24 protein-coding genes are annotated in these 25,899 nt (G+C 40.9%); 17 read left to right on the top strand and 7 right to left on the bottom strand.

The window, feature by feature from the left end; translation table 11 throughout:
* Positions 1 to 238 precede the first annotated feature (238 nt).
* From LC586_RS21925 to pheT, 4 genes are all read right to left on the bottom strand, one after another.
* Positions 239 to 1,033, bottom strand: coding sequence for a Tab2/Atab2 family RNA-binding protein (locus LC586_RS21925; RefSeq protein ID WP_229486804.1), 795 nt, complete (start codon positions 1,031 to 1,033; stop codon positions 239 to 241).
* The gene (locus LC586_RS21920) at positions 1,030 to 1,371 is read right to left on the bottom strand and encodes a hypothetical protein (protein ID WP_229486801.1); all 342 of its coding nucleotides are present in this window, start codon (positions 1,369 to 1,371) and stop codon (positions 1,030 to 1,032) included. Before LC586_RS21920 ends, LC586_RS21925 begins: the two co-directional genes overlap by 4 nt.
* Before the next feature lie 35 nt (positions 1,372 to 1,406).
* Positions 1,407 to 1,676 carry a YciI family protein gene (locus LC586_RS21915; RefSeq protein WP_229486800.1) on the bottom strand — a complete coding sequence of 90 codons (270 nt, stop codon included), beginning with the start codon at positions 1,674 to 1,676 and terminating at the stop codon, positions 1,407 to 1,409.
* A gap of 113 nt (positions 1,677 to 1,789) precedes the next feature.
* Positions 1,790 to 4,252: a phenylalanine--tRNA ligase subunit beta gene (pheT, locus tag LC586_RS21910; protein ID WP_229486799.1), complete on the bottom strand. Its 2,463-nt coding sequence runs from the start codon at positions 4,250 to 4,252 to the stop codon at positions 1,790 to 1,792.
* Positions 4,253 to 4,495: 243 nt separating this feature from the next.
* On the opposite strand from pheT, the gene LC586_RS21905 reads away from it, so the two are divergent.
* From LC586_RS21905 to LC586_RS21895, 3 genes are all read left to right on the top strand, one after another.
* A complete protein-coding gene (locus tag LC586_RS21905; protein WP_229486798.1) occupies positions 4,496 to 4,675 on the top strand; it encodes a DUF6887 family protein in 180 nt (59 codons plus the stop codon).
* A gap of 491 nt (positions 4,676 to 5,166) precedes the next feature.
* Complete coding sequence (locus LC586_RS21900; protein WP_229486797.1) at positions 5,167 to 5,406, top strand: type II toxin-antitoxin system Phd/YefM family antitoxin; 240 nt, start codon at positions 5,167 to 5,169, stop codon at positions 5,404 to 5,406.
* Positions 5,403 to 5,804, top strand: coding sequence for a type II toxin-antitoxin system VapC family toxin (locus LC586_RS21895; protein WP_229486796.1), 402 nt, complete (start codon positions 5,403 to 5,405; stop codon positions 5,802 to 5,804). Before LC586_RS21900 ends, LC586_RS21895 begins: the two co-directional genes overlap by 4 nt.
* Before the next feature lie 158 nt (positions 5,805 to 5,962).
* On the opposite strand, the gene vapC is transcribed toward LC586_RS21895, so the two are convergent.
* Genes vapC through LC586_RS21880 form a run of 3 tightly spaced genes read right to left on the bottom strand, consistent with a single transcriptional unit; the run spans position 5,963 to position 8,025 of the window.
* Positions 5,963 to 6,367 carry a type II toxin-antitoxin system VapC family toxin gene (gene vapC / locus LC586_RS21890; protein ID WP_229486795.1) on the bottom strand — a complete coding sequence of 135 codons (405 nt, stop codon included), beginning with the start codon at positions 6,365 to 6,367 and terminating at the stop codon, positions 5,963 to 5,965.
* Positions 6,364 to 6,564 carry a type II toxin-antitoxin system VapB family antitoxin gene (locus LC586_RS21885; protein ID WP_229486794.1) on the bottom strand — a complete coding sequence of 67 codons (201 nt, stop codon included), beginning with the start codon at positions 6,562 to 6,564 and terminating at the stop codon, positions 6,364 to 6,366. Before LC586_RS21885 ends, vapC begins: the two co-directional genes overlap by 4 nt.
* Before the next feature lie 54 nt (positions 6,565 to 6,618).
* Positions 6,619 to 8,025: a response regulator gene (locus LC586_RS21880; protein WP_229486793.1), complete on the bottom strand. Its 1,407-nt coding sequence runs from the start codon at positions 8,023 to 8,025 to the stop codon at positions 6,619 to 6,621.
* 754 nt (positions 8,026 to 8,779) lie between these two features.
* On the opposite strand from LC586_RS21880, the gene LC586_RS21875 reads away from it, so the two are divergent.
* The 14 genes from LC586_RS21875 (at position 8,780) to LC586_RS21810 (ending at position 25,868) form a co-directional block, all read left to right on the top strand.
* Positions 8,780 to 9,454 carry a vWA domain-containing protein gene (locus tag LC586_RS21875; protein ID WP_100898244.1) on the top strand — a complete coding sequence of 225 codons (675 nt, stop codon included), beginning with the start codon at positions 8,780 to 8,782 and terminating at the stop codon, positions 9,452 to 9,454.
* A gap of 50 nt (positions 9,455 to 9,504) precedes the next feature.
* Positions 9,505 to 10,287, top strand: a complete 783-nt coding sequence (locus LC586_RS21870) for a PP2C family serine/threonine-protein phosphatase (RefSeq protein WP_229486792.1) — start codon at positions 9,505 to 9,507, stop codon at positions 10,285 to 10,287.
* A 56-nt stretch (positions 10,288 to 10,343) separates the two neighbouring features.
* On the top strand, positions 10,344 to 12,512 hold the full coding sequence (locus LC586_RS21865; protein ID WP_229486791.1) for a tetratricopeptide repeat protein: 2,169 nt from the start codon (positions 10,344 to 10,346) through the stop codon (positions 12,510 to 12,512).
* A 623-nt stretch (positions 12,513 to 13,135) separates the two neighbouring features.
* Complete coding sequence (gene rfbF / locus LC586_RS21860; RefSeq protein WP_229486790.1) at positions 13,136 to 13,909, top strand: glucose-1-phosphate cytidylyltransferase; 774 nt, start codon at positions 13,136 to 13,138, stop codon at positions 13,907 to 13,909.
* 130 nt (positions 13,910 to 14,039) lie between these two features.
* Positions 14,040 to 15,254, top strand: coding sequence for an L-2-hydroxyglutarate dehydrogenase (gene lhgD, locus LC586_RS21855; protein ID WP_229486789.1), 1,215 nt, complete (start codon positions 14,040 to 14,042; stop codon positions 15,252 to 15,254).
* Positions 15,255 to 15,825: 571 nt separating this feature from the next.
* Positions 15,826 to 16,854, top strand: a complete 1,029-nt coding sequence (locus LC586_RS21850; RefSeq protein WP_229486788.1) for an NAD-dependent epimerase/dehydratase family protein — start codon at positions 15,826 to 15,828, stop codon at positions 16,852 to 16,854.
* A gap of 110 nt (positions 16,855 to 16,964) precedes the next feature.
* Positions 16,965 to 18,233 carry a class I SAM-dependent methyltransferase gene (locus LC586_RS21845; RefSeq protein ID WP_229486787.1) on the top strand — a complete coding sequence of 423 codons (1,269 nt, stop codon included), beginning with the start codon at positions 16,965 to 16,967 and terminating at the stop codon, positions 18,231 to 18,233.
* A 225-nt stretch (positions 18,234 to 18,458) separates the two neighbouring features.
* Positions 18,459 to 19,466 (top strand): glycosyltransferase family 2 protein, encoded by a 1,008-nt coding sequence (locus LC586_RS21840; protein WP_229486786.1) that lies wholly within the window; start codon positions 18,459 to 18,461, stop codon positions 19,464 to 19,466.
* Between the two features lie 50 nt (positions 19,467 to 19,516).
* A complete protein-coding gene (locus tag LC586_RS21835; RefSeq protein WP_229486785.1) occupies positions 19,517 to 20,368 on the top strand; it encodes a phytanoyl-CoA dioxygenase family protein in 852 nt (283 codons plus the stop codon).
* Positions 20,369 to 20,456: 88 nt separating this feature from the next.
* The gene (locus tag LC586_RS21830; protein ID WP_229486784.1) at positions 20,457 to 20,672 is read left to right on the top strand and encodes a hypothetical protein; all 216 of its coding nucleotides are present in this window, start codon (positions 20,457 to 20,459) and stop codon (positions 20,670 to 20,672) included.
* Complete coding sequence (rfbC, locus tag LC586_RS21825; protein WP_100898234.1) at positions 20,669 to 21,226, top strand: dTDP-4-dehydrorhamnose 3,5-epimerase; 558 nt, start codon at positions 20,669 to 20,671, stop codon at positions 21,224 to 21,226. Before LC586_RS21830 ends, rfbC begins: the two co-directional genes overlap by 4 nt.
* Positions 21,227 to 21,611: 385 nt before the next feature.
* Positions 21,612 to 22,856 (top strand): glycosyltransferase, encoded by a 1,245-nt coding sequence (locus LC586_RS21820; protein ID WP_229486783.1) that lies wholly within the window; start codon positions 21,612 to 21,614, stop codon positions 22,854 to 22,856.
* Positions 22,857 to 22,965: 109 nt separating this feature from the next.
* A complete protein-coding gene (locus tag LC586_RS21815; RefSeq protein WP_229486782.1) occupies positions 22,966 to 24,279 on the top strand; it encodes an NAD(P)H-dependent oxidoreductase in 1,314 nt (437 codons plus the stop codon).
* 488 nt (positions 24,280 to 24,767) lie between these two features.
* Positions 24,768 to 25,868: a glycosyltransferase gene (locus LC586_RS21810; RefSeq protein WP_229486781.1), complete on the top strand. Its 1,101-nt coding sequence runs from the start codon at positions 24,768 to 24,770 to the stop codon at positions 25,866 to 25,868.
* The last annotated feature ends 31 nt before the right edge of the window (positions 25,869 to 25,899 follow it).

Below are 25,899 nucleotides of genomic sequence, written 5' to 3'. Positions count from 1 at the left end.
AAACGAACCGCAAAGGACGCAAAGGACACAAAGAAAGAAAGAAAGAAAGAAAGAAAGAAAGAAAGAAAGAAAGAAAGAAAGAAAGAAAGAAAGAAAGAAAGAAAGAAAGAAAGAAAGAAAGAAAGAAGTTAAAAGGGTTTGGCGCAGCCTCACAAAGAAATGGTATAAGGTAATTGTGACTTTCATGATCTTTTTTAGCTATAGAAATTAAGCGGATAAATATTTTTGGCAATCAATATCAATCTTCTGCCCGCAACAACCAAAAGCCGCTATAAGTCATCCCGGAATCATCGGGTTGAACTAACAAAAAATGCAATCCTCGGCAATGCTTTTTTCGTTGTTCAAATGCTTGGGCTGCTGTTGTAACTTCTGGATCTTCAAAAGTGGCAACAATCCATCTGTCCACTAAGCTAGCTTCTAATATTAAGCCGTCTGGTGCGCCAGATATGTAATTCAAGCCTACGGGACGGGCTTGCTGTAACCACCGCGCTAGGCGCATCGATTGCCGTCCACCATAAATTACTACACCAGGGACGGGCACTGTTGAAGCTAAACCCAAATTGATGGGTTTGCGATGTTCTGGGATGTGCAAAATGGGAATGGGGCGATCGCTAAATATCGTTTCCACATCACTAGCAGCTAAACTTGCAAAACGCCATTGTTCTCCCCAGAGGTTTTCTGGTAATGGTGCTGGAGGTGGTTTATCGAGGGTTGAGGGATACTGCTTTTCTTGTAACCACTGCTTCAACGCCAAAGTGTGACGGGTAGGTTCGACATTTATACTTAAATTGCGTCCCGCCGCCTCAATTAAGCTTAGTGACTGAGGACGAAATACCTGGATCACATCTGGCAATTTTTCACCTCCGGCTAACTCAAGTTGAGCAGCAACCCAACTCGAATTTGCTGCTGACTGGAGACAGCTAGCTTCATACTCAAAGCTGCGAGTTGCGTCACAAATCAACAATTCCCATAAAATTTGTCCAGATGCATCTGGTAATGGACGACGATAAAAATCAACTTGCCAAATTTTCATATTATGTGGGGACGGGGCATTGGGCATTGGGCATTGGGCATTGGGAGATGAGAGGGATGGGTGAGAGTTAAAACTGAAAGTTTCAAGCTCAGAGGCTCAACGTTCGAGTAAAAAGGCTCAACGTTCGAGTAAAAAGGCTCAACGTTCGAGTAAAAAGGTTCAACGTTCGAGTAAAAAGGTTCAACGTTCGAGTAAAAAGGTTCAACGTTCGAGTAAAAAGGCTCAACCTTCGAGTAAAAAGGCTCAACCTTCGAGTAGAAAGGCTCAACCTTCGAGTAAAAAGGCTCAACCTTCGGGTTCAAAGACTCAACATTCAAGCTGATCCCCCGATGCCCCATGCCCAATGCCCCATGCCCAATGCTCCATACTTAATTTAAAAAGCTTGAATCCATTCTTTAACAGAATACTCAGTCCAGATGCCATTTTTCCAATAGGGGTCATTTTCAATTAACTCGCGTACAGTGGCTTCGTCTTCGGCTTCGTAAATCCCAAAAACTTTTGTGACATCTTTGGTGGGGCCAATGGTAATCAGCACACCGGATTCTTTTTGTTTTGCTAATCCGTCTAAATGAGCTTCACGGTGGGGGGCGCGTTTTTCAAGAACATCTTCGCAGTAAGTTCCCCAGAGTACATATTTAGGCATAGCTAATTAATTCCAAATAAAAAATGAATGGGGAGTGGGGAGTGGGGAGTGGGGAGTGGGGAGATGAGGGAGGAATAAGCAATGCCCCATGCCCCATGCCCAATGCCCAATAACTAACTTCTCAGGTTTACGCCGAATTTTTCCACTAAAGCTTCACGGACTTTATTGTGTACTGGTTCAACTTCTGCCTCAGTAAGAGTGCGATCGCTAGCCCGATAAACTAAGCGGAATGCTAAACTCCGTTGTCCTTCCGGGACATTTTCGCCCCGATATTCATCAAATAATTCCACTGATTCGAGCAAATCTTTGCCCGCTTTGGTAATTACTTTTTGAATTTCGGTAACTGAGATTTTCACGGGTGCGAAAAAGGCGATGTCGCGATCGCTAGCTGGATAGCTAGAATAGGGCTGGAATGTTGGCACAAGAATTTCATCTTGTCCTAAAGAATCTAATAGCACATCTAAATCCAACTGGAAAACATAAACGAAATCTGGTAAGCCTTTTTCTCGTCGCAGTTGGGGATGGAGTTGTCCAAAAATACCCAGCCTGTTACCCCGAATCCACAGGGAAGCGGTGCGTCCTGGATGTAAGCGATCGTCGCGGCGATCGGGTTGGAATTCTACCTGCAAGGCAAGTTGGCGAAATACACTTTCTAAAATGCCTTTGGCTTCAAACCAGGTGATGGGTTCTTCGCGTCCACTTTTTGACCATTTCCCAACAGAAATATCCCCTCCCACAATCCCAGCAAGGGTTTCTGTTTCTTGCAAACCGTCTTCTTCTTGCCAGAAAATTTGCCCGATTTCAAAACCGTTGAGGGCACCATTACCCTGCTCTAAATTGTATTGAAAGGCATCAATTAACCCAGATATCAAATCGGTTCGCAGCGCTGAATATTCGACAAATAAGGGGTTTGACAGTACTATATTTCTGTCTTCTCCTGGTTTGACTAAAGAATAGTGAATTAATTCTGTCAACCCTTCAGCCCGCAGGAAAGCTCGTAATTTGCGAATCAATTCCTCATCTAAAGGCAGATAGCCAGCTTCCGCTTTTTCTGGTAAGGTATCGCAGAATTTGTTGTAACCATAGAGACGGGCGATTTCTTCAATTAAGTCAATTTCTCGCTCTAAGTCGCGGTAACGATAGGGTGGAACAGAAACTGACCATGTAGGTTGATGCGTGCTATCTTTTCCTGGAACATCGCCTGAAGGAGTCAACTGACATCCCAATGCAGTCAGGATGCGTTCAACATCTTGTTCTTGCAGTTCACCTGTGTCCTCTCCTAAATCGATTGGCCCTAGTATCTGATTAACTCGGTCTAAACGCAGGGCGATAGAACGACTCCAAGTAGAAGGATCGGGGCGGGTGTCGGCAATTTCCTGCTGGACAAGAATTCCGCTAGCTAATTCGCTAATTAAAGATAAGGCGCGGCGATTAGCTATTTCCAACTCAGCCCGGTTAACTCCCCGTTCATATCTGCCAGAAGCCTCACTTCTTAAACCAACACTCCGGGAAGAACGGCGAATTGCTACGGAATCAAATAAAGCTGCTTCTAAAACTAGGCTTTGAGTCCCTTGATGGACTTCCGTTTCTTCTCCACCCATGACTCCCGCCAGTGCAACGGGTCTGTTGTTAGCGGTAATTAACAAATTTTGGGTTGATAGGGTGCGAGTTTGTCCATCCAGGGTTTTGAGGGATTCTCCATTATTGGCGAAGCGAACACCGATGGTTAAATTTTCGCTACTTGCAACAGATTGTAGGCGATCGCAATCAAAAGCGTGCAGTGGTTGTCCCCATTCCAACAAAACGTAGTTAGTAATGTCCACCACATTACTGATGGGACGTACCCCAGCAGCCCGCAAACGCTGTTGCAACCATTCGGGAGATGGAGCAATTTTTACCTGTTCAATTACCGTACCAATGTATGCAGGACAAGCTTGGGTATCGGCAATTTTTAAAGCTAAATTTCCGGCACTTTTGGTAATAGAGACTTCACCGGGTTCAGGAATGCTTAACTTTCCACCAGTTAAAGCTGCTACTTCCCGTGCTACGCCTACCATACTCAAAGCATCAGCGCGATTAGCAGTTGCCGTGAGGTCTAAAATTACATCATTTAGACCCAACAAAGGACGCACATCACTACCCAATGGTAGATTTTCCTGAGTAAAAATATGAATTCCGTCTACATCAGTGGGCAAACCGAGTTCCTTTAAAGAACAAATCATGCCCTGAGATGCGACACCACGCAATTTTGCAGGTTTTATTTTTAAATCGATGTTGGGTAAGTAAGTACCCGTAGTCGCCACTGGTACATAGATATCTGCCTTCACATTGGCAGCGCCACAGACAATATTTAAAGTCTCACCTGCACCAATATCCACTTGGCAAACACTTAATTTATCGGCGTTGGGATGGGGTTGACGCTCAAGCACTTTCCCGATAACAACGCCATTTGCCCAAGTGCGGCGGTCTTCAATATCTTCAACCTCAAACCCCGCCATTGTCAGGGTTTCGGCTAATTCTTCTGGACTAAGTTTTATCTCTACTAGTTCGCGCAGCCAATTTAGAGAAATACGCATGGAGTGTGCTTGTTTTAGGAATCGTCTTTTGCTCTTATTTTAGGGTGCAAGAAGCGATCGATGGCTACTCGTCCCGCAAGGCGTACCCTTTCACTTGAACAATCCTACTACGTTAGACTGGCAGAACAATATACTACAAACAATTTAGCTAACTAGATAGGACATGCGATCGCAAAGAATAGTAGTGCTAATCGGTCAAACAATTCAAGTAGAAATTTTGAGTAACCGAGAGGAAATCATCCAATGAGTAATTTAAATTATCAGCAATTAACTGAAGCGGAATTACGGGAATATGTAAAGCATCATCCCCAAGATGAAGAAGCTTTTCAACACTATCTAAGGATTGTTAGAGCCAAGCCAAATAGGGTTGTGGTTAGCACAGGTGAACAGTTGGAGGCTGAGTTAAGGAAAAGACTAGCATGATGAGCAAAACCAATACGCTTGGGTTAAGGTTAAAACTCTTTGTCAAAGTCAATTTTTTTAACGAACCGCCAAGGACGCAAAGGACGCAAGGAGAAGGAAGAAATGCTTAACTTAACTTAACTCTATTGTGAGCAAAACCCTTTATTAAAGAGATAGGTTTGCAGACAATTGATAGCTGAAAACATTGTATAGCAATACTTTCATACTTACTTTGCCCCAAGTGACAGCTTCGCGCTTATCCACCCAAAGTTAGTAGTCCCCAATACTTGACTAATTAAATACTTTGTTTGAGTATATATAGTAACTAGCAAACAGCATGACGTAATTTTTAGTTTGAAGGGTTGATGTTTGCAGTTATAGAGCTATATACAGGATAAGGACATAACATGGGCTTGTTTTTTCTCTGTTCTCAACAAGCCCAGCTTTTTGCTGTGAGCAATTGATTTAGGACTCCTATTATAATGCTGGTAATGAGTAGGGCATAAATAAAAATGTCATCAAAAACTTTCGATATTGCTGACTTATCGGATAATTTAGCTGATTTATTGTCAGATATCCAAAATCATGTTGAAGTGACGCTAACTCGGCAGGGTGTCCCTTGGGCAAGGGTTTTGCCTTTGTCTCAACCCCAAGAACAGCCTGTAGTTCCCAAAGCGGGTTTAAATCGTGGCTCTATGGTAATGAGTGATGATTTTGATGATCCTTTACCAGATTCTTTTTGGGGTTTATGAAGGTTTTATTAGATACTCATATTTTTATTTGGTGGGACAGTGAGCCTGAGAAGTTATCACCAAATATTTTAAGTTTGCTACAACGAACGGACACAAAACTATATGCCAGTGTTGTTAGTTTGTGGGAAATACAAATTAAGAGTCAGCTAGGTAAGCTCACGCTTAGTCAATCGTTGGAAGACATCTACAACAGCCAAAGTAAAAATGGGATCTCTTTTTTGTCAGTTATCCCTGCCCATGTTCTAAATTTAAATACTTTACCTCTACATCATAAAGATCCGTTTGACCGAATGCTAATTTCTCAAGCTTTAGTAGAAGGTTTAACGCTGATTTCTATAGACCAGATATTTAAACTTTATGATGTGCCATTATTTTCTGGTGATTTCGGAATCAGATAATAAATATATTGTCTTGAGAAGTAAACTTATCCCTTGTGCCTCCAAACGATAAGCGCTATATTATCTGTTAGGTTGTTAGGTGCGACGCCGAATAGCCCGTCGTAGACATCGCCTGAGATTAAAATCTCTAATTTGAGTGCAGGGTAAGTAGCGTACACCTAGCATTGAAACAATGTTATGGGAATATGCTGACTGAAATTCTGAAAATCTTTATCTGTGGTTATTATTCTGTAATTTCTCCGAGCAGCTGCGGAACAAATGAGGAAATCTGTGTTTGCACCTTGAATACCGTTGCTTCGGCAAGTATTATAAAACTCAGAAGCAAGTTCATAATCTTCTATATCTAACTCAAGATTGGGAAATGCACGGAGATAATTTTTCAGACGATTGTATTGGTTAGCGTCACGAATCCCTGAGAGTATCTCTTGCCGAACAGCACCCAGCAAAGCAACTCGACCATCAGTAATTAATTCTCGCAACACTGCAACATGGGTTGAGTCGTCAACTTTATAATTGCGTCTGAGAGCTAAAGACCAGACTGAAGTATCAACAATGACTTTCATCCACTCCGGCGCTGTTGCTTGTAGTCATAATCATCCTCGTATTCAATCGTGCCAAATAGCTCCATAATTTTCAGTTGCTTTCGACGTTGTACATACTCTCGTAATGCCTCTTCAACAACGGCATCCTTAGTTGGATGACCACCAAGTTCGAGAGCTTCCTTAATTAAGTTTTCGTCAATTTCTAGATTAGTAGTCATGTGTAGATTATCGCACAAAGTAATGTGCAGAAAAAACTCATTGGAGTGTTGAATTTAAGTCAAATGCATGAAGACTATTTTCAGTAATTCAGCGCGGGTAAATGGTTTAGTCAAATATCCAGACGCGCCGACTAATTTCGCTTTTACTTTGTCTACAATCCCTTTATTTCCAGTGACAAAGATGATAGGAGTATTTTGAAATAGTGAATTATTTCGTATAATCCGACACAACTCATAACCATTGATTCCTAACATGTTTAAATCCAACAAAATTAAATCCGGTTTGTGCCTTATAATTGACAAAACGGCTTTTAGTGGATCGTTAATAGTCACTACGGAAAAATTTTCATTTTCTAATAAACGGCTAATTTCTTTGAGAATTGTGGGGCTATCATCTACAGAAACGATTTTGTGGGCTTTTTGTGCTGTTACAGTAGCAGCCGTTACTCTTTGGGAAGGAGGATTTATGTTATTTGATATTGTTGGTTCCTGAAAGTTCTCTTTTGGAGGAGGATAAATCTGTGGTAATTGTTGAACAGGAGCTATATTCTCTTCAGAAACATCTAGGTAAGAGTTGACGGTGGTATTTAGTTCTTTTTTGGTGTCAACTAATTCTCTTATGAATTTTGGCAAAAGTGTAGGCGTAGCCCGTCGTAGATATCGCTCCTCAAATATCTTTGGTAATTTATCATAAGGTGGATCAGCTTCATGCAAGATAATCGCACCCTTAAGTATGTAAGGGTATAAAATGCGAGCCAGTTGGATTTCATCTTGATTCAAAATTACGGCCAGATGACACAGGCTAAAACCCTTCATCCAATTAGTTAAAGCTGGCTGAAGTTTTGGTAAATCTTTTTCCTCAATTTTGCTGTTAATCAACAGATATGGACGTTGATATGGAGAAGAAATTTGGGGAACAAAAGCTTGCCATTTTTTTAATCTTACTTGGCAATGTTCTAGAATTTTTTCTACATCTAGCCTACAAATTATTGGCATTCTCTCAAGTGTTTCTGCTAATTCATAAGTACCTTCTTCGATTAGTAAAAATGATTCAATCACCTCTTGAACTAATTCTTGAATCAGCACTGCTGCTTGTGTAGAATGTAGATATTGTTGACTGACAAGCCAGGATATAGCCTGATACTCAGGAGGGTGGCTTCTCGAATTGCTGTCATCTTCGATTAACTGAGCGTGTGAATCAGGTTCAAACATTAGACGTACTTGAACACGAACCTCACTGGTAAGCAGTGGAATTTGGTGGCTGAGGCGACGCAAATGACGTTCTAGCCGGTCAAAGGGTTCAACTGAATGAGTAGCGTAGGTTATTCTTCCCTGTTCTAGGTAAATCGACCAAGAAACGGAGTTACTCAATGCTTGTAAACAAGTACTGTCGGAGCAGTTGGATAACTGTCTTAACAAACTTATTGGACGTAGTTTGGTGAATTCACCGGAATTATTCATATTTCTCAAGTTTTTTGCGGAATCAACAACCGAACATTTGTAAATTGAAAATATCAGCGATGAAATATTTTCTTCTTTGTAATATTTCTCTCCGTACAAAATATTATTTTTAAAATATGTATATATATTAAAAAGAATAAGGACTGAGAGCTTGATTGTTACATTTAGCACATGCTACTTAATTTATCTATCTCAAAGAAGTAGGTGGGTATGAATAAACGTAAACAAGTATCATAGCTAAACTATCAGTAGATGTTAGTTACTTCTAGATTTTACTTACTACCGACAACTCTTGACTGAAGACCTTAATAATGATGTTTATTTATGCCCACTCACTTAAAAAGGTAAATTTGATTCCAAGTTTTTGCAGCTACACTGGTATAGTTCTAGAGCTAATGAGCTTAATTATGGTTAATTACTTTTATATAAAAGAACGATTCTTCTACATAAAATCTTTAAAAAGTTATATAGGAAAGTTTACGTGTTTATTGTACTGTAGGGTTAATGGATATAATTTTTGGGTAGATACATTACAACAGGGAATGCTGCGTTTTGATAAACTCTTTTTTGCTAAACTAAGCTGTTCTAAAGTTCTTCTTAAATATGTCGAGAACTTCATGAAAAAAATTTGTTTAATAAAAATTAGAGCATCTACCACTAGATACTATATTCTGTAAGTCGCCGAGGCGACTGTAATTATATACTCTGCGAAAAGGAAAATAAGGCTTTGAACTTTAACATAACACAAAAAGTTATGGATGATACATTAAGACTTGATGAAGTAGTAGAATTTGCTGAGAACCCAGAACCACGTTGTCCTTGTGTACTGTTACTAGACACATCTGGCTCGATGCAAGGAGACCCGATTGAGGCTTTAAATCAGGGTTTACTAAGTTTAAAAGATGAATTAGTCAAAAATTCCTTAGCCGCAAGACGGGTGGAAGTAGCGATCGTAACTTTTGATAGTAATATCAATGTAGTACAAGACTTTGTGACTGCCGATCAATTCAATCCGCCGATTTTGACAGCGCAGGGATTGACTACAATGGGTGCAGGAATTCATAAAGCTTTAGACATAATTCAAGAGCGGAAATCTCAGTATCGTGCCAATGGGATTGCTTACTATCGTCCTTGGGTATTCATGATTACCGATGGAGAACCACAAGGCGAGTTAGAAAATGTGGTAGAGCAAGCATCCCAGCGCCTCCAGGGAGATGAAGCGAATAAGCGTGTAGCATTTTTTACAGTAGGTGTTGAAAATGCGAATATGACGCGTTTAAATCAAATAGCTGTGCGTACCCCCCTGAAGCTGAAAGGATTAAATTTTATCGAGATGTTTGTCTGGCTGTCAACTAGTATGTCGGCTGTTTCTCATTCGCAGGTGGACGAACAGGTAGCATTACCGCCGATTGGTTGGGGGACTGTTTAATTAAAAATCGCAGCTAGCTGTGTAAACATCAAGCTGCTGGAAAAAAATCTATGAACATATCAAAACAGATTGCTCAATGGCGGATTGTGGCTGCGTCTGTATGTGGTACAAGTCACTTAAAAAACAATCAGTTATGTCAGGATGCTCATCACTGGCAGGTATTATCAGATAACGTTTTAGTGGCGGCCGCAGCAGATGGCGCGGGTTCTGCTAGCCTTGGGAAAGTGGGAGCGATGATTGCTGTGGAGACAGCAATAGAAAACATTTCCACTCTTAGACTCACCCGGAAAATTTTGACTGATGATGCATTGGTGCGATCGCTCTTAAATGATGCCATATTAGCCGCCAAAAAAGCTGTGGATGATGAGGCGGCTACTTGTGACAAACAGCCTCAAGATTTAGCAACTACCTTAATTGTGATGCTTGCCACACCAGAAGTTGTGGCTGTAATGCAAATAGGTGATGGTTTGGCAGTGGCAAAAGATAGCATGGGCAACCTTCTGGCACTTACCATACCTGATAGCGGCGAATACATCAACGAAACAACTTTTTTAACTTCTCCTAATGCCTTAGATACAGCGCAGATGAAAGTCTGGCGCACAGACATAGTAAATGTTGGCATCATCACTGATGGACTACAAATGCTGGCTTTGAATATGGTGGTTGGCGAACCTCACAAACCCTTCTTTTTTCCCCTGTTTGAATTTGTAGCTAATGCCGAGGATAAGACAGAAGCGAAGGAGCAGTTGGTAAAGTTTTTACGCTCAGAACGGATTACGCAACGCACTGATGATGATTTGACACTCATTATAGCTGCATTCAACAACTCATAAGCAAAAAATTTACAGGTTTCACATCTTACAATAACTCCGTTAGCGGTAATTTCATTATGCAGGTACTACGTTGTTCCCCTAGAAAAGAAATCCTCAGTCTCAATGTCAGTTTGGGACGTGGCGGTGAAGCTTGTGTTTATGCAGTGCCATCCGATAACAATTTGGTGGCAAAGATTTACCACAAGCCAACGACTGCCCATGCTGATAAACTCCAGGCGATGCTTGCCAACCCGCCAGAAAACCCTACGGCGAGTTTAGGGCATATCTCTATCGCTTGGCCAGAGGATTTATTACGAGCGGCAGATGGCAAAAATATCATCCTCGGCTTTTTGATGCCACGCATTCAAGGGATGCGTCCAATCATCGACTTTTACAACCCCAGAACCCGTCGCCAACACTGCCCCCTATTCAACTATCAGTACCTGCTCCGCACGGCTCGTAACTTAGCGGCAGCTTTTGCAGCTTTACACGCTAGTGGATATTGTATTGGTGATGTGAACGAGTCAAATATCCTCGTCAGTGACACAGCACTGGTGACTTTGATAGACACAGACTCCTTCCAAGTACTCGACCCAAGCAGCAATGTTGTTTATCGCTGCCCAGTAGGTAAACCAGAGTTTACCCCACCAGAACTACAGAATAAAACTTTTGCCCAGCACGATCGCGAAATTTCTCACGATTTATTTGGGTTAGCGGTGCTAGTATTTCAACTCTTAATGGAAGGCACGCACCCATTTTCGGGGATTTTTCAAGGCGCTATTGAGCCACCGCCCTACGAAGCCCGCATTGCATCGGGTCATTTCACTTACAGCCAAAAGCGCTACGTACCCTACCTTCCTACACCCATTGCACCCCCTTGGGAAATTCTTCATCCCAGCCTACAAGAACTATTTGTCCGTTGTTTTGAAGACGGTCACAACAACCCACTGCTGCGCCCCAGTGCCCAGACTTGGCTATCGGCTATTGCTGAAGCCGAAGATTCTTTGATTACCTGCACGACAAATCCTCAGCATCGCTACAACAATCATATACGTAGCTGTCCCTGGTGTGAACGTACCGTGCGATTAGGCGGACGCGACCCCTTCCCATCACATCGGGCTATAGAAGCTAGAGAACATCTCCAACCGCGAATCAAACGGAAAAAGCACTACACCCAGACACCGCATTTTCCACAGCGAACCATGTCACCGCACTCAGCTAATTATTGGCAGCCAGTAATTACCCCAAGCGGTACATCTTATAAACCTTCCAAAAAGTCAAAGTTATACCCGATTATTTGTTGCTTGCTGGGTTTTGGTTTATTGGGATATGCGGATATAATGATTAAATTTACTCAGCCGTTGGTTACCCAAAATGCTTACACTCAACAAACACTAAAGTCCCGCCAGACAATTAACAAACTCAGCTTCGCTGATTACTATCAGCAAGGTTATACTGCTTACAAAGACCGAGATTATGAAAAAGCAATTGCCAGCTTTACCGGAGCAATTGAACAAGAACCGACACATGCCAGAGCTATTGTAAATCGTGGCAATGCCCGCTATAACATGAAAGACTACGAAGGAGCAGTTGTAGATTATAGCGCCGCTCTCAAAATCAATCCCAATCAAACCAAAGCTCTTGTGAATCGGGGTAATGCCCGCTATATGCTCGCCGAATATAGCAACGATCCTGATCTAGAGTATAACCTAGCGATCGCAGACTATAATCGCGCCATTGGTCTGGATAGTAATGAAATTGAAGCTTATATCAGACGGGGGATTGTCCGCACCCAAATGGCTAAATATAGCGGTGAATCTCAACAAGCTTACAAAAAAGCGATCGCAGATTTTACTCACGCCATAAAACTTAATGTATCCAAAGCAGAAGCTTACTTTCAACGCGGTGTTGTCTATTATCAAATTGCTCAATATAGCAGCAATTATGAGCAAGAATATCATCAAGCGATCGCTGACTTTAACCAAGCATTAGCTATCAGCCCCAAACTAGCAAAAGTGTATCTCAAACGAGGCATGGTTCGCTATGAACTAGCACAATATGGCGGTAGTGAATCTAACAAAAATCAGGCGAAAGCTGTCGAGGATATACAGGCATCTGCCAAATTCTTCCTTGAGCAAGATGATATGGATAATTATCAACAAGCACTCAGTAACATGTGTGTAGTCATAGAAAACAAATGTGACCCTTTATTCCAAAGTTCAAGTAATGTGGAAAAAACTAACTAAAAACAAGTAAGTTTTTTTACTGGTATATTATTGGTTTGAAGTTCATAAATCAAGCCTAACTAGGGTTAGCTAACGCTAGCCCTAGTTATTTATTGGGTAATATTTTTAATTTAAAAGAGTAATATCATGTCCGCTTGATTACTTATTAAACCCTAAAAACCCCACCCCGCCAAAGCTGCGCTTTGTCTCCCCTCCCCGCAGGCTCTTAGGGGTTGGGGGTGGGGTTCTTTTATTATGGGTAATTTGGCGGACATGATATAATTTATTTTCCTATTTTTAGATATTCATAGAGCTTTTATATAGAAAAGATTTTAATTTATATTTCCTTCATAATTTTGCCAAAAATAACAGTTAGATTATTGACGGAGAAAAAGAAAAAAGAAATAAATTTTTCTCTATCTAAGTGCATCCTCTTCATGTCGATAAAGTCAAACAATTTTGGATTTCGGATTTTGGATTTTCGATAAAAAGAGTTTTTTGGTACATGCCCCGCTATGAAAATGGGCAGAGCAAATCTACTCATAGGCTCGTGACATTCGAGCATTAATCCCAAATTGCAAATCCAGAATCTAAAATTGGCACGGTCAAATAATTATATCCCTACAAATCTCCGAGGTAATTGCATGAAAGCGGTGATTTTGGCTGGAGGACTTGGTACACGCCTCAGTGAAGAAACTAGTATCAGACCCAAGCCGATGGTTGAAATTGGTGGTAAGCCAATTCTCTGGCACATAATGAAAACTTACTCTGCTCACGGCATTAATGACTTCATTATTTGTTGCGGTTACAAAGGTTACATAATTAAGGAGTATTTTGCTAACTACTTCTTACACATGTCAGATGTTACTTTTGATATGCGATTTAACCAGATGAATGTACATTCTGGTTATGCTGAACCCTGGCGTGTCACCTTAGTAGATACGGGTGATAATACAATGACAGGCGGACGCTTAAAGCGAATCAGCGAACATCTTGGTAATGAGACTTTTTGCTTTACTTATGGTGATGGTGTAAGTAATATTAATATCACCGAGCTTGTTAAATTTCATAAAGAACAAAAAACTTTAGGAACACTCACAGCCGTTCAACCAGCCGGACGTTTTGGTGCCATTTCTTTAGGATATGAGCAAACTAAAATCACCAGCTTTCGAGAGAAACCTGAAGGTGATGGAGCTTGGATTAATGGCGGTTATTTTGTGTTAGAACCAGAAGTAATCAATTTGATTGCTGATGACTCTACAGTATGGGAGCAAGAGCCATTGGAAAAGCTAGCTGATATGGAACAGTTATCTGCTTTCAAACATGATGGTTTTTGGCAACCTATGGATACTTTACGCGATAAAAACTACCTAGAGGGGCTATGGACAAGTACTCAAGCTCCTTGGAAAGTTTGGTAAGAGAAGAGTTAGGAGTTATGAGTTAGGAGTTATGAGTTTTAACTCCTCACTCCGTACAGACGCGATTAATCGCGTCTCTGCCCACTCCCAATTTTATAGATTTACTGTAATTTAAAGTACAATAATCCTAATGTATGATTTTGCAATTATAGGTGGGGGAATAGTTGGACTCTCTACAGCGTTGGCTTTAGGAAAACGCTATCCCAATGCCCGTATTTTAGTACTAGAAAAAGAGAGTCAATGGGCATTTCACCAAACCGGCAATAATAGCGGTGTGATTCATTCTGGTATTTACTACAAACCAGGAAGTTTCAAAGCTAAATTTTGTCGTGACGGTTCTCGCTCTATGGTAGAGTTTTGTCAAGAGCATGGAATTGAGCATGAAGTTTGTGGTAAGGTCATTGTTGCAACTGAAGAACAAGAACTACCACGCTTAGAAAATCTCTACAAACGCGGCTTAGACAATGGCATAGAAGTTAAGAGAATTAGCCCCGAAGAAGTCAGGGAAATTGAACCTCACGTAAAATGTGTAGGTGGACTTCGGGTATTCTCAACTGGTATTGTTAATTACAAGCAAGTTTGTTTGAAATATGCCCAGCTAATTCAACAGCAGGGTGGGGATTTACACCTGAATACAAAAGTTCTGAAAATCTCCCCAAGTGGTAAAAATCAGGTACTACAAACAAACAACGGTAGCTTTGAAACCCGCTTTGTAATTAATTGTACTGGATTGCATAGCGATCGCACCGCCAAATTAGGTCAAGTTGAACCCCAAGCAAAAATCGTTCCATTCCGGGGAGAATATTACGAACTCACCCCAGAAAAACGTTATCTGGTCAAAACTCTAATTTACCCAGTTCCCAATCCAGATTTTCCCTTCTTGGGTGTTCACTTTACCCGGATGATTGATGGTAGCGTCCATGCAGGGCCAAACGCGGTTCTGTCGCTAAAACGTGAAGGTTACAAAAAAACCGACTTTGACTTACGAGATTTTCTTGAAGTCATCACCTATCCTGGTTTTTGGAAATTGGCAGCCAAACACGCTGATGAAGGGATTCAAGAAATCATTCGTTCCTTTAGTAAAGCAGCCTTTACGAGAAGTTTGCAAAAACTAATCCCTGAAGTTCAAGCAGAAGATTTAGTTCCCACCCATGCAGGAGTTCGCGCTCAAGCCTTAATGAACGATGGCAAGCTTGTAGACGACTTTTTGATTGTTTCCGGTCAAAACTCCATTCATGTTTGCAATGCTCCTTCTCCTGCGGCCACATCTTCTCTAGAAATCGGTAAAGCGCTTGTGGCAGAAATTCCCCAACTTTCGCATCTAGATATTGCAGTAACTGCATAGATAACATAGTTATTACTTCCGGGCTGCTGAATAAAAGGATGAATCTTGTATAGTGGGCATCTTTTCCAGCCTTGAAATACAAGAAATGGGTATCTTACCTATCCCACAAGAAAAAAGTGTAGTGCATCAATTAAGAACCGCTATAGAGTGCTGTTACCCAATAGGTAATATTATGTCCGCCAAATTACCCATAATAAAAGAACCCCACCCCTAACCCCTCCCCGCAGGCGGGGAGGGGAGACAAAGCACAGCTTTGGCGGGGTGGGGTTCTCCGGGTTTAATAAGTAATCAAGCGGACATAATATAAGTCGGCAAACTATGTAATGACTGTTAGCCGACTTATATATAGCGCTTCTGGGTTGAGTCCAATGACCTAACCCCCAACCCCTTCCCTACAAGGGAATGGGAGTAAGATTCAAAGCCTCTCTCCTCTTAGGAGAGAGGTCGAGTTATTGCATACAAACGAAAAATATAGCGGTTCCCTCTTAGATGCAACACGCTATAGGGCGAACATCTGTGCGCCCCTACTAAACGAAAAATTTAACTCATCAATACAAAGGCATTAACCACAATGAAAATATTAGTAACTGGAACAGAAGGCTATCTTGGTTCGTTATTACCCCCTCTGTTAATTGAACGGGGACATGAAGTTATCGGTCTAGATACCGGTTTTTATAAAGTTGGTTGGCTGTACAACGCTAATGGAGTGACACCCAAAACCCTCAACAAAGATATCCGCAACATCACCCCTGATGATTTGGAAGGTGTTGAAGCCATAGTTCACATGGCGGAACTATCCAACGACCCAGCCGGACAATTAGCACCTAATATTACTTACGAAATTAATCATATAGGTTCAGTTCGTCTAGCTAGCCTAGCTAAAGCTATGGGTGTGCGCCGCTTCGTATATATGTCTTCGTGCAGTGTCTACGGTGTTGCTACCGCAGGTGATGTCACAGAAGAATCCCCAATTAATCCCCAAACCGCCTACGCAGAATGCAAAACTCTCGTAGAAAGAGATGTCAGACCACTCGCTGACGATGACTTCTCTCCCACCTTTATGCGGAATGCTACAGCCTTTGGTGCTTCTCCCAGAATGCGTTTTGATATTGTTTTAAACAACTTAGCAGGGTTGGCATGGACTAGCAAACAAATCAAAATGACCAGTGATGGTACACCCTGGCGGCCATTAGTCCACGCACTGGATATTTGCAAAGCAATAGTCTGCACTTTGGAAGCACCACGAGACATTGTACATAACCAAATCTTCAACGTAGGAGATACAGCAAACAACTATCGCGTCAAAGAAATCGCAGAAATTATTGCTGATATTTTCCCAGATTGTAAATTGTCCTTTGGTGACAACGGCTCAGATAACCGCAGCTATCGGGTATCTTTCGAGAAAATTAACACAATTCTACCTGGATTTAAGTGTGATTGGAATGCCCGACTTGGTGCCGGGCAGTTATTTGATTTATTCAGTCAAATACACATGGCTGAAGATACTTTCTTGTTTAGAGGATTTACCCGCTTAAGGCAACTAGAGTATCTGATTCGTACCGAGCAAATTGACAAAGATTTTTTCTGGAATAAAAAGTAGTTAGATTAGCCTAGCAGCAGCGAACAAATAAACTAAGTTTCCGAATCAAATAGAGTTGATTCGGACTTATCCCATCTATCAAATTATTTGCAATTAGTGAGTTAAAGCTTATGGCGATCGCAAAATGTCGTTTCAGTGGTCAACCCCTGCACCAAACCTTTATTGATCTAGGAATGTCGCCCTTAGCCAATGCTTATTTGACAGCAGAACAGCTAAATAATGCAGAGAAATTTTATCCTCTCCACGCTTATGTTTCTGAAGACACTCTTTTAGTTCAATTAGAACAGTTTGAAACACCAGATCACATTTTCAGCGATTATGCTTATTTTTCTTCATACTCGGTAAGTTGGCTAAAACACGCCAAGGCTTACACGGATATGATGGTAGAAAAGTTTGGCTTTAATCATCACAATCAAGTTATTGAAATTGCCAGTAATGACGGCTACCTACTGCAATATTTTTTAGAAAAGGGAATCCCTGTTTTAGGAATAGAACCAGCAGCAAATATAGCTAAAGTTGCTGAAAATAGAGGAATTCCTAGTATTAATAAGTTTTTTGGAGTTGAAACTGCCAAAGAACTTGTGATACAAGGAAAACTTGCTGACCTTTTGGTAGGTAATAATGTTTTAGCTCATGTACCAGATTTAAACGATTTCATCGTTGGAATGAAACTCATCCTCAAACCCAATGGTATTTTGACGATGGAGTTTCCTCACATTTTGCAACTTCTTCAACAAAATCAGTTTGATACTATTTATCACGAGCATTTTTCTTATTTTTCATTCCTCACTATCGAAAAAATCTTTGCAGCACACAACTTGCAACTTTTTGACGTAGAGGAATTACCAACTCATGGCGGTTCATTAAGAATTTATGCCAAACATGATTACGCTGTTCACCTCAGTATTAGTCAACGAGTTAGACATCTGAAATCTAAAGAAATTGCCGCCGGGCTGCATCGCATAGAGACTTACATTACATTTGGAGAAAAAGTCAAAGAAACAAAGCACAAACTATTAAATTTTCTCTTGACAGCTAAAGCAGAAGGTAAGTCAATCGCTGGTTATGGCGCACCTGCTAAAGGCAATACATTGCTCAATTACTGTGGGATTGGTAAAGATTTTATCGATTACACAGTAGATTGCAGTCCCTACAAGCAGGGATTATTTCTACCTGGAACTCATATTCCCATCTTTGAACCAGATAAAATCCGCGAAACTAAACCAGATTATCTTCTAATATTGCCTTGGAATCTCAAGGAAGAAATTATGGAACAAATGGCATTTATTGGCGAATGGGGTGGACAGTTTGTAGTGCCAATTCCTGAAGTTAAAATTTATCCATCTCCTATTCAGGATAAGATTTTAATAGCGTCGTAATTTCTAATTATAAACCCATAAATTGCCTATTACTACTATATTTATATGGGAGCGCGATCGTGGGCAATATTTAAGTTATTTCCAAAAAACAAATGCTTTGATGTATTTTGAAAATCGCTAAAGAGTAATTACAAGGTGTATCTACTATAAATTTTGCCGCCGAACCACAAAAAATTAGACTGGAAAGCAGCTTAGTACCTTCTTAACTACAGATTAGAGCTTAATATGAATAAACTGCTGACTATTGCCATTCCTACATTTAATCGTGCCCAACTTCTAGATAAACAACTTACTTGGTTAGCTCAAGCTATTAAAGGCTTTGAAGACGACTGTGAAATTTTAGTTTCTGATAATTGTTCAACAGACAATACTCAGGAGGTGATCCAAAAATGGCAAATAACACTTAGTAATATTACATTTAAATCGAATAAAAATTTCAAGAATTTAGGCGTAGTCAAAAATATTATGTGTTGCCTAAATTCTACAACAACAAAATATGTTTGGACAATTGGTGATGATGATCCAATTCAAGATAGAGCCATTGCTTATGTGATTAGCAAGCTCAAGCAGCATGAAGATTTATCATTATTGTTCCTCAACTTTTCCGGTCGGAACCAAATTACTGGTGAACCAGTCCACCCACCAACAATTGTTGGTAATCGCTGGTTTGATATAGATAGTGAAGATGGTGATGGCGATGGTAAAGCTATATTTGAGCATTGTTTCTCAAAAAGTGTTGGCGCAGTGATTTTTCTGACTGCTACAGTCTACCGCACTGACCTAGTAAAACGCGCTCTGCAAGATTGGCCAGATGCTGAGAATAACTGGATATCTTTAGCATATTTAGCCGGATATTGTGCTGCTAATGGCAGAGTAATCGTCACTAAAGAGACTTATTTGGAATGTGTTGTTGGTGTGAGTTATTGGCAGAAGGAACCAAAATCTGCACTGTTAATGCAATACAAACATATACCCGAAGTGATTTTGAAATTGGAGAAAAGTGGATATTCTAAGCATTTTTGTAGACGGATGCTTTTGCAGAACGGTAAAGAAGTCAATTTGAAAGTTTTCTTGGGTGCTTTAAGAAGATGGCCTATGTCCGCTATCAAAATAGTAGTTCCATTTTTGGCTTTAGTTAGCTTGTGTGCTTTTGACGTGATGGTTTCTAAAGAATTCGGTTTAGCAGAATCCAGTGAAATATCTACTCAAGAAGTGCGACGCTATAAGCCGTAAGCTATTAAATTGCTAACAAATATGTATCAATAAAGAGGAGGATTTACGCCATGTTTAGCGCTATAAAACGCCAAATATCTACACTGTCTTCTGACTTTGAATATTACGTAGCCCGTTGGAAGCATAGCAGAAATTTGCCAGCATTAGAAGGAAGCGATCGCAACATTCTTAAGGCTCTCAAAAAAGATGGCGTTTACGTCACAACACTGGCAGATTTAGGGTTCAATTCTAGCTCAGAACTGCTCAAAGCTGCTTACCATCAATTGTCTCAGATGGAAAATCCTAACAATGACCATCTAGAGCAAAAGTTACCACAAATTTCCACAGTTACTGGTTTACCAGAATTTTATGCCTGGGGAATGGAGAAAAGACTGCTCAATATCATCGAAAATTATATTGGTCTTCCTGTTGCTTTTCATGGTATACATTTACGCAAAGATTTTCCTAGCAAAGATCAGTTTGGCACATTGTTATGGCATAGCGATGCCGAAGACCGTCGCATCATCAAAATATTCATTTACTTGAATGATGTAGAACAAAAAACTGGGCCTTTTGAATACATCCCCCGCTCTTTAACTTCCTTATTTAGTTGGAATTACGTTCGACTTTATTACAAACTTTGGAAGTCAGGTTATATGGGTATCGATGATGAAGAAGTAAAACCAGTCATCCCCAAAACAGCTTGGAAATCCTGCCCAGGCCCAGCAGGTACTGTGATTATTGTAGATACGAAAAATGCTTTGCATCACGGCACAGTCCGCACAGAAGAACGGTCAGCGCTATTCTTTTGTTACACTGCCAATCCCCCCGAAAGACCAGACCTCTGCACCCAATACTGGGATGATACTTATCCTAGAGCAGAGTTACGTTCTGCATCAGATGCAGTTAAAGTTTCAACTTAAAAACGTTCTCGCCAGAAGAATATCTAATTTAATTAACCTTATTAGGCGCAGAGAACACAGAGGAAGAGAAAGAAAGGAGTTGCACCCGATGAAATTTCTAGATTACTGGCACAAAATATCTCTCAAACTCTCATCTCTCTGTGCCGCGCCAGTTGCTTCTCCCAAGGGGAGACGCTGCGCGAACAAGTCGGGGAACCGCAAGGGCGCACTGGCTTCTCTGCGCCTCTGCGGTAGCCTGCGGCAAGCCGCTACGCGTCTACGTTTAATTTCTTTACTCAACATTCATCTCAAAGCAATCAAATGATTTTTACTGAAACCGCACTCAAAGACGCATTCATTATTGATTTAGAAGAAAAGCCAGACCACCGTGGTTTTTTTGCTCGGTCTTTCTGCGCTCAAGAATTTGAAGCACACGGATTAAAGCCAACAGTCGCCCAATGTAACTTGTCTTTTAACTACAAAAAAGGCACTATCCGGGGAATGCACTATCAAATTTTGCCAGCAGCAGAAACGAAATTAATTCGCTGTACTAAAGGCGCAATCTATGACGTAATTATTGATATGCGTCCAGAATCTCCCAGCTTTTTATCACACATTGGTGTAGAGTTAACCCCAGAAAACCGCCGCGCTTTGTATGTTCCAGAAATGTTTGCTCACGGCTATCAAGCACTCACAGATGAGACTGAAGTTATATATCAAGTGGGTGAATTTTATACGCCAGGGTATGAAAGAGGTTTACGCTATGATGACCCATTCTTTGCCATTGATTGGCCTCTAGATGTGACTGAAATATCTGAGAAAGATTTAAATTGGCCTTTGTTGAGAATGATGACTGTTGGCGGTACAGTTTCCAGATAACTATAGACTCTTTCTCTACGCCAGGTGTTTCAGTGCAGGGAACTAGTAGTCTGTCTCATTAAATTTGAGTGATAAGAGAACGAACCGCAAAGGACGCAAAGAGCGCGAAGAAAGAAAGAAAGAAAGAAAGAAAGAAAGAAAGAAAGAAAGAAAGAAAGAAATTGAAATTTGATTCACCTATCAGAATTAATGGGACAGACCACTAGTCGTATGTCAAGTTTAAATTGATGGGTAAGTAAGTTCGTAGTAAGGACTTTAGTCCTTATCCTCTAAGCACACTTTGTGCTTACTACAAACTTTTCATTACTAGCTTAGATATTGTACTAGCACAACACACTGGCTCCTCTGCATGAAGTAATACAATAATTAATTCGGGTAGAAATAAATGCCAAATAATCTTCTATCTCGTGTCGGAAATACTATCTCTTTTGTCTCCAAAAAAGTCCAAGTTCGCATCAATTACGCTAAGAGCTTACAGGTTGTTTCCCTAAAGCCTAAACAGCCTTCCAAGGGGAATGTACTTCTTTCTTATAGGATTGAGCCATTCCTATTAAAACCTGGTCAGCCAATGCCTAATGACCATACTTGGTACTGGGAAGTTTGGCAAATAGCCCAAACTTTTTTAGACTTGGGTTACAACGTTGATGTTATCCAGTTCCACAATAATAAATTCGTTCCTCAAAAAGACTACGCATTTTTCATTGATATCCGCCATCGAATGGAAGCGCTTGCACCAAAACTCAATAAAGATTGCATCAAGATTTTCCACGTTGACATTGCGAATATGGTGTTTCGCAATGCAGCAGAATGCAACAGGCTTCTAGAACTACAACGGCGCAAAGGTATTACCTTAAAACCACAGCGCTTTGAAGTTCCTAACTTAGGAATTGAATATGCTGATTGTGCGATTGTGTTGGGTAATGATTTCACTACTGATACATTCAAGTATGCCAACAAACCAATGTATCGCATTCCAATTTCTTCGCCTGTCGTTTATCCTTATCCCGACAAAAAAGATTTTGAAGCGGTAAGAAAGCGTTTTCTGTGGTTTGGTGGTAGTGCTTTAGTCCTCAAAGGATTAGATTTAGTTTTAGATGCCTTTGCCCAAATGCCGGAATACCATTTAACAGTTTGTGGCCCGGTAAGTAATGACAAAGAATTTGAGCAAGCTTTCTATAAAGAACTATACGAAACACCTAACATCCACACTTATGGTTGGATTGATGTTACTAGTCCTGACTTTATAGAGGTTACAAATAACTGTCTAGGGCTTGTTTATCCTTCCGTTTCTGAAGGACAGTCAGGAGCAGTAATCAGTTGCTTACAAGCTGGATTAATTCCGATTTTAAGCTACGAATCTGGTGTGGATATTCACGATTTTGGTGTGATTTTTGATAATCTTTCCGTTGACGAAATTAAGGCGAAAGTTAGAAGTATTTCCAATTTGCCTGTAGAAGACCTAAAGCTGATGTCTCGTCAGGCTTGGGAATATGCAAGAGCAAATCATACTAAAGAAAAGTTTGCCCAAGTTTACAGAAATGTTGTGGAGCAAATTATCGAAAATCACAGCCAGAAAAAACAGACTGCTTCTATAGCGTCTAGCAAAGAACCAGTTATTAGCCATAGCTAATCTTAATTCCCATGAAAATGTACTTAATATTTAGCCGTAAAAAATTATTAAGTGCAAGTTTATAGAGAATTTGTATCACAACCAACAGTTCCAAAAAGGAGTTTAGTTCATGATTATTATCGATCGCGCCTTACAAACCCGTGCAGCAGCAGGAAATCCTATCAAGGTGGGAATGATTGGTGCTGGTTTTATGGGTCGAGGAATTGCCAACCAAATTGTCAATTCAGTGCCAGGAATGGAGTTAGTTGCTATCTCCAATCGCCAGATTGATGCAGCTAAACAAGCTTATTCGGAAGCAGGAATTGAGGATATTCAAGTTGTTGCAACTGTCAGCGAATTAGAAGATGCGATCGCAAACGGTAAGTATGCAGTCACAGAAGACGCTAAGTTACTGTGTCGGGCCGAGGGCATCGATGCATTAATCGAAGTCACAGGTGCAGTGGAATTTGGCGCTCACATCGTTATGGAAGCGATCGCTCATTGCAAGCATGTGATCATGATGAATGCCGAACTCGACGGCACCATTGGCCCCATCCTCAAAGTCTATGCTGACAAAGCAGGTGTGATCCTCAGCGCCTGTGATGGCGATCAGCCAGGGGTGCAAATGAACCTCTACCGCTTTGTAAAAAGCATTGGTTTAACTCCGTTATTGTGCGGTAACATTAAAGGACTCCAAGACCCCTATCGCAATCCCACCACCCAGGAAGGATTTGCTAAACGTTGGGGTCAAAAGCCCCACATGGTGGCTAGCTTCGCCGACGGAACCAAAATTTCCTTTGAGCAAGCGATCGTTGCCAATGCCACGGGTATGAAAGTCGCCAAACGGGGAATGCTAGGATATGACTTCAACGGTTATGTCGATGAAATGGCCCATATATATGATGTTGAACAACTCAAAGAACTGGGCGGTATTGTCGATTATGTAGTTGGAGCAAAACCTGGCCCAGGCGTATATGTATTTGCTACTCACGACGACTCCAAGCAACGCCACTATCTCAACTTATACAAATTAGGCGAAGGCCCACTTTACAGCTTCTATACTCCTTATCACCTCTGTCATTTTGAAGTTCCCCTGTCCGTAGCGCGTGCTGTCCTATTCGGTGATGCCGTTATGTCTCCACTAGCAGGCCCGCTAGTAGATGTTGTCACCACTGCCAAAATCGACCTGAAAGCTGGAGAAACCCTAGATGGCATCGGCTACTACATGACCTACGGACAATGTGAAAATTCCGATATCGTCCAACAGCAAAATCTTCTACCAATCGGTTTAGCTGAAGGGTGTCGCCTCAAACGAGATATTTCTAAGGATCAAGTCCTCACATACGAGGATGTAGAATTACCTGAAGGCAGACTCTGCGACCAACTACGAACTGAGCAAAACACTTATTTCACCCCAGAAAAAATCTTGGTAGCAGTTGGGTAATATCGGTTCCTAAAATATTTGCAACAAATGAATTGGCTGTAGGGGTGTACAGCTGTACATACGTGTCAACAAAAGCCTAGAAATAGCTTAACTATTGGCGGACTCACCCGCCTGGAACTAAAGTTCCAGGCTAACAGCTAAAGTCATCTGAAGATGACTAAATATACTCAAAAATCTTTAGTCTACTGAAGTAGACTTTAGCTATTAGCAAGGAACTTCAGTTCCTTGCGGGACATGACTTTTACGTTAAGTTGACATTAATCCCAGCTGTATGCACCTAGCGGCGACCCCCTTAAAAAAGGGGTAAAGAGGAGAAAAAGCCCCCCTTTTAAGGGGGGTTGGGGGGATCTCCGAGGCCCCTACCAACGTATTTGTCGCTAGAATTTCGTAAAGAGGATAGGAAGTTATACTGCTAAACACTAAAGTTGTTGATAAGAACTTGCTGGGGAACGTTGAAATAAACCTGATCGAAACTTTAGGTCAAATTCATGAAAATTGCTCTAGTCCATGATTATTTAACCCAGCGAGGTGGGGCAGAGCGTGTGTTTGAACTGCTTTGTAAACGCTATCCTGAAGCAGATATTTTCACATCTCTGTACGATCCACAAAAAACTATTGATTTAGGCGATCGCATAGTCAACACAACCTTTTTGCAAAAGATTCCCGGTGCAGTAAAATATTTTAGGTCAATGGCTCCTCTATATTTTCCTGCCTTTCGTGCCTTGGATCTGCAAGACTACGATTTAATTATTAGCAGTAGCACAAGCTTCGCCAAAGCAGTGCGAAAAAACCCAAATGCCCGCCACATTTGTTTTTGCCATAATGTCACCCGTTTCTTATGGGATACAGCAACCTATTTAAGAGAATACGGAGACTATAGATATTTTGCTCCTTTAATCGAACAAGTATTTCAAGTAATGAGAAAGGTAGACCTGAAATATGCACAGGAACCTGACCTTTACATTGCTAATTCTAGTGTTGTTGCCCGCCGTATTGAAAATATTTATGGCAAAAAGGCAATGATGGTAAACTACCCAATTGATACTAGTAAATTTCTTTTTTCCGATATAAAAGATGAATATTATCTGGCCTCAGCCCGGATGATTAGCTATAAGCGCCTTGATATAATAGTCGAAGCTTTTAATTGGCTGGGATGGCGCTTATTAATATCAGGTGACGGCCCAGAACAAGCACGGTTAAAATCCAAAGCATTAAAAAATATTGAGTTCTTGGGACACGTAAGTGATAGAACCCGCAAAGACTTGTTTTCCAAAGCCAAGTCTATTATTGTCGCAGCCTTAGAAGACTACGGATTAGTTCCAGTAGAGGCTAATGCTAGCGGCACACCAGTCATCGCTTATGGAGCAGGTGGAGTATTAGATACTCAAATACCAGGTGAAACAGGAGTCTTTTTCAAAAGGCAAACACCCGAATCTCTACAAATTGCATTACTGGAAGCCAATGGCATTTCTTGGGATTACGATCGCATCCGTAATCATGCAGTAGCAAATTTTTCAGAAAATGCCTTCTTTGGGAAAGTTGAGCAAATTATTAACCAAGCTTGTGGTGTGCATCAAATATTCATTTGATCAAGTAGTCATTAGTCATTAGTCATTGGTC

The organism is Nostoc favosum CHAB5714, from assembly GCF_020829495.1.
Classification (GTDB): Bacteria; Cyanobacteriota; Cyanobacteriia; order Cyanobacteriales; family Nostocaceae; genus Nostoc; species Nostoc favosum.
Note: the sequence above shows the minus strand (reverse complement) of the source record. Positions and strands in the feature narration are given on the sequence as shown.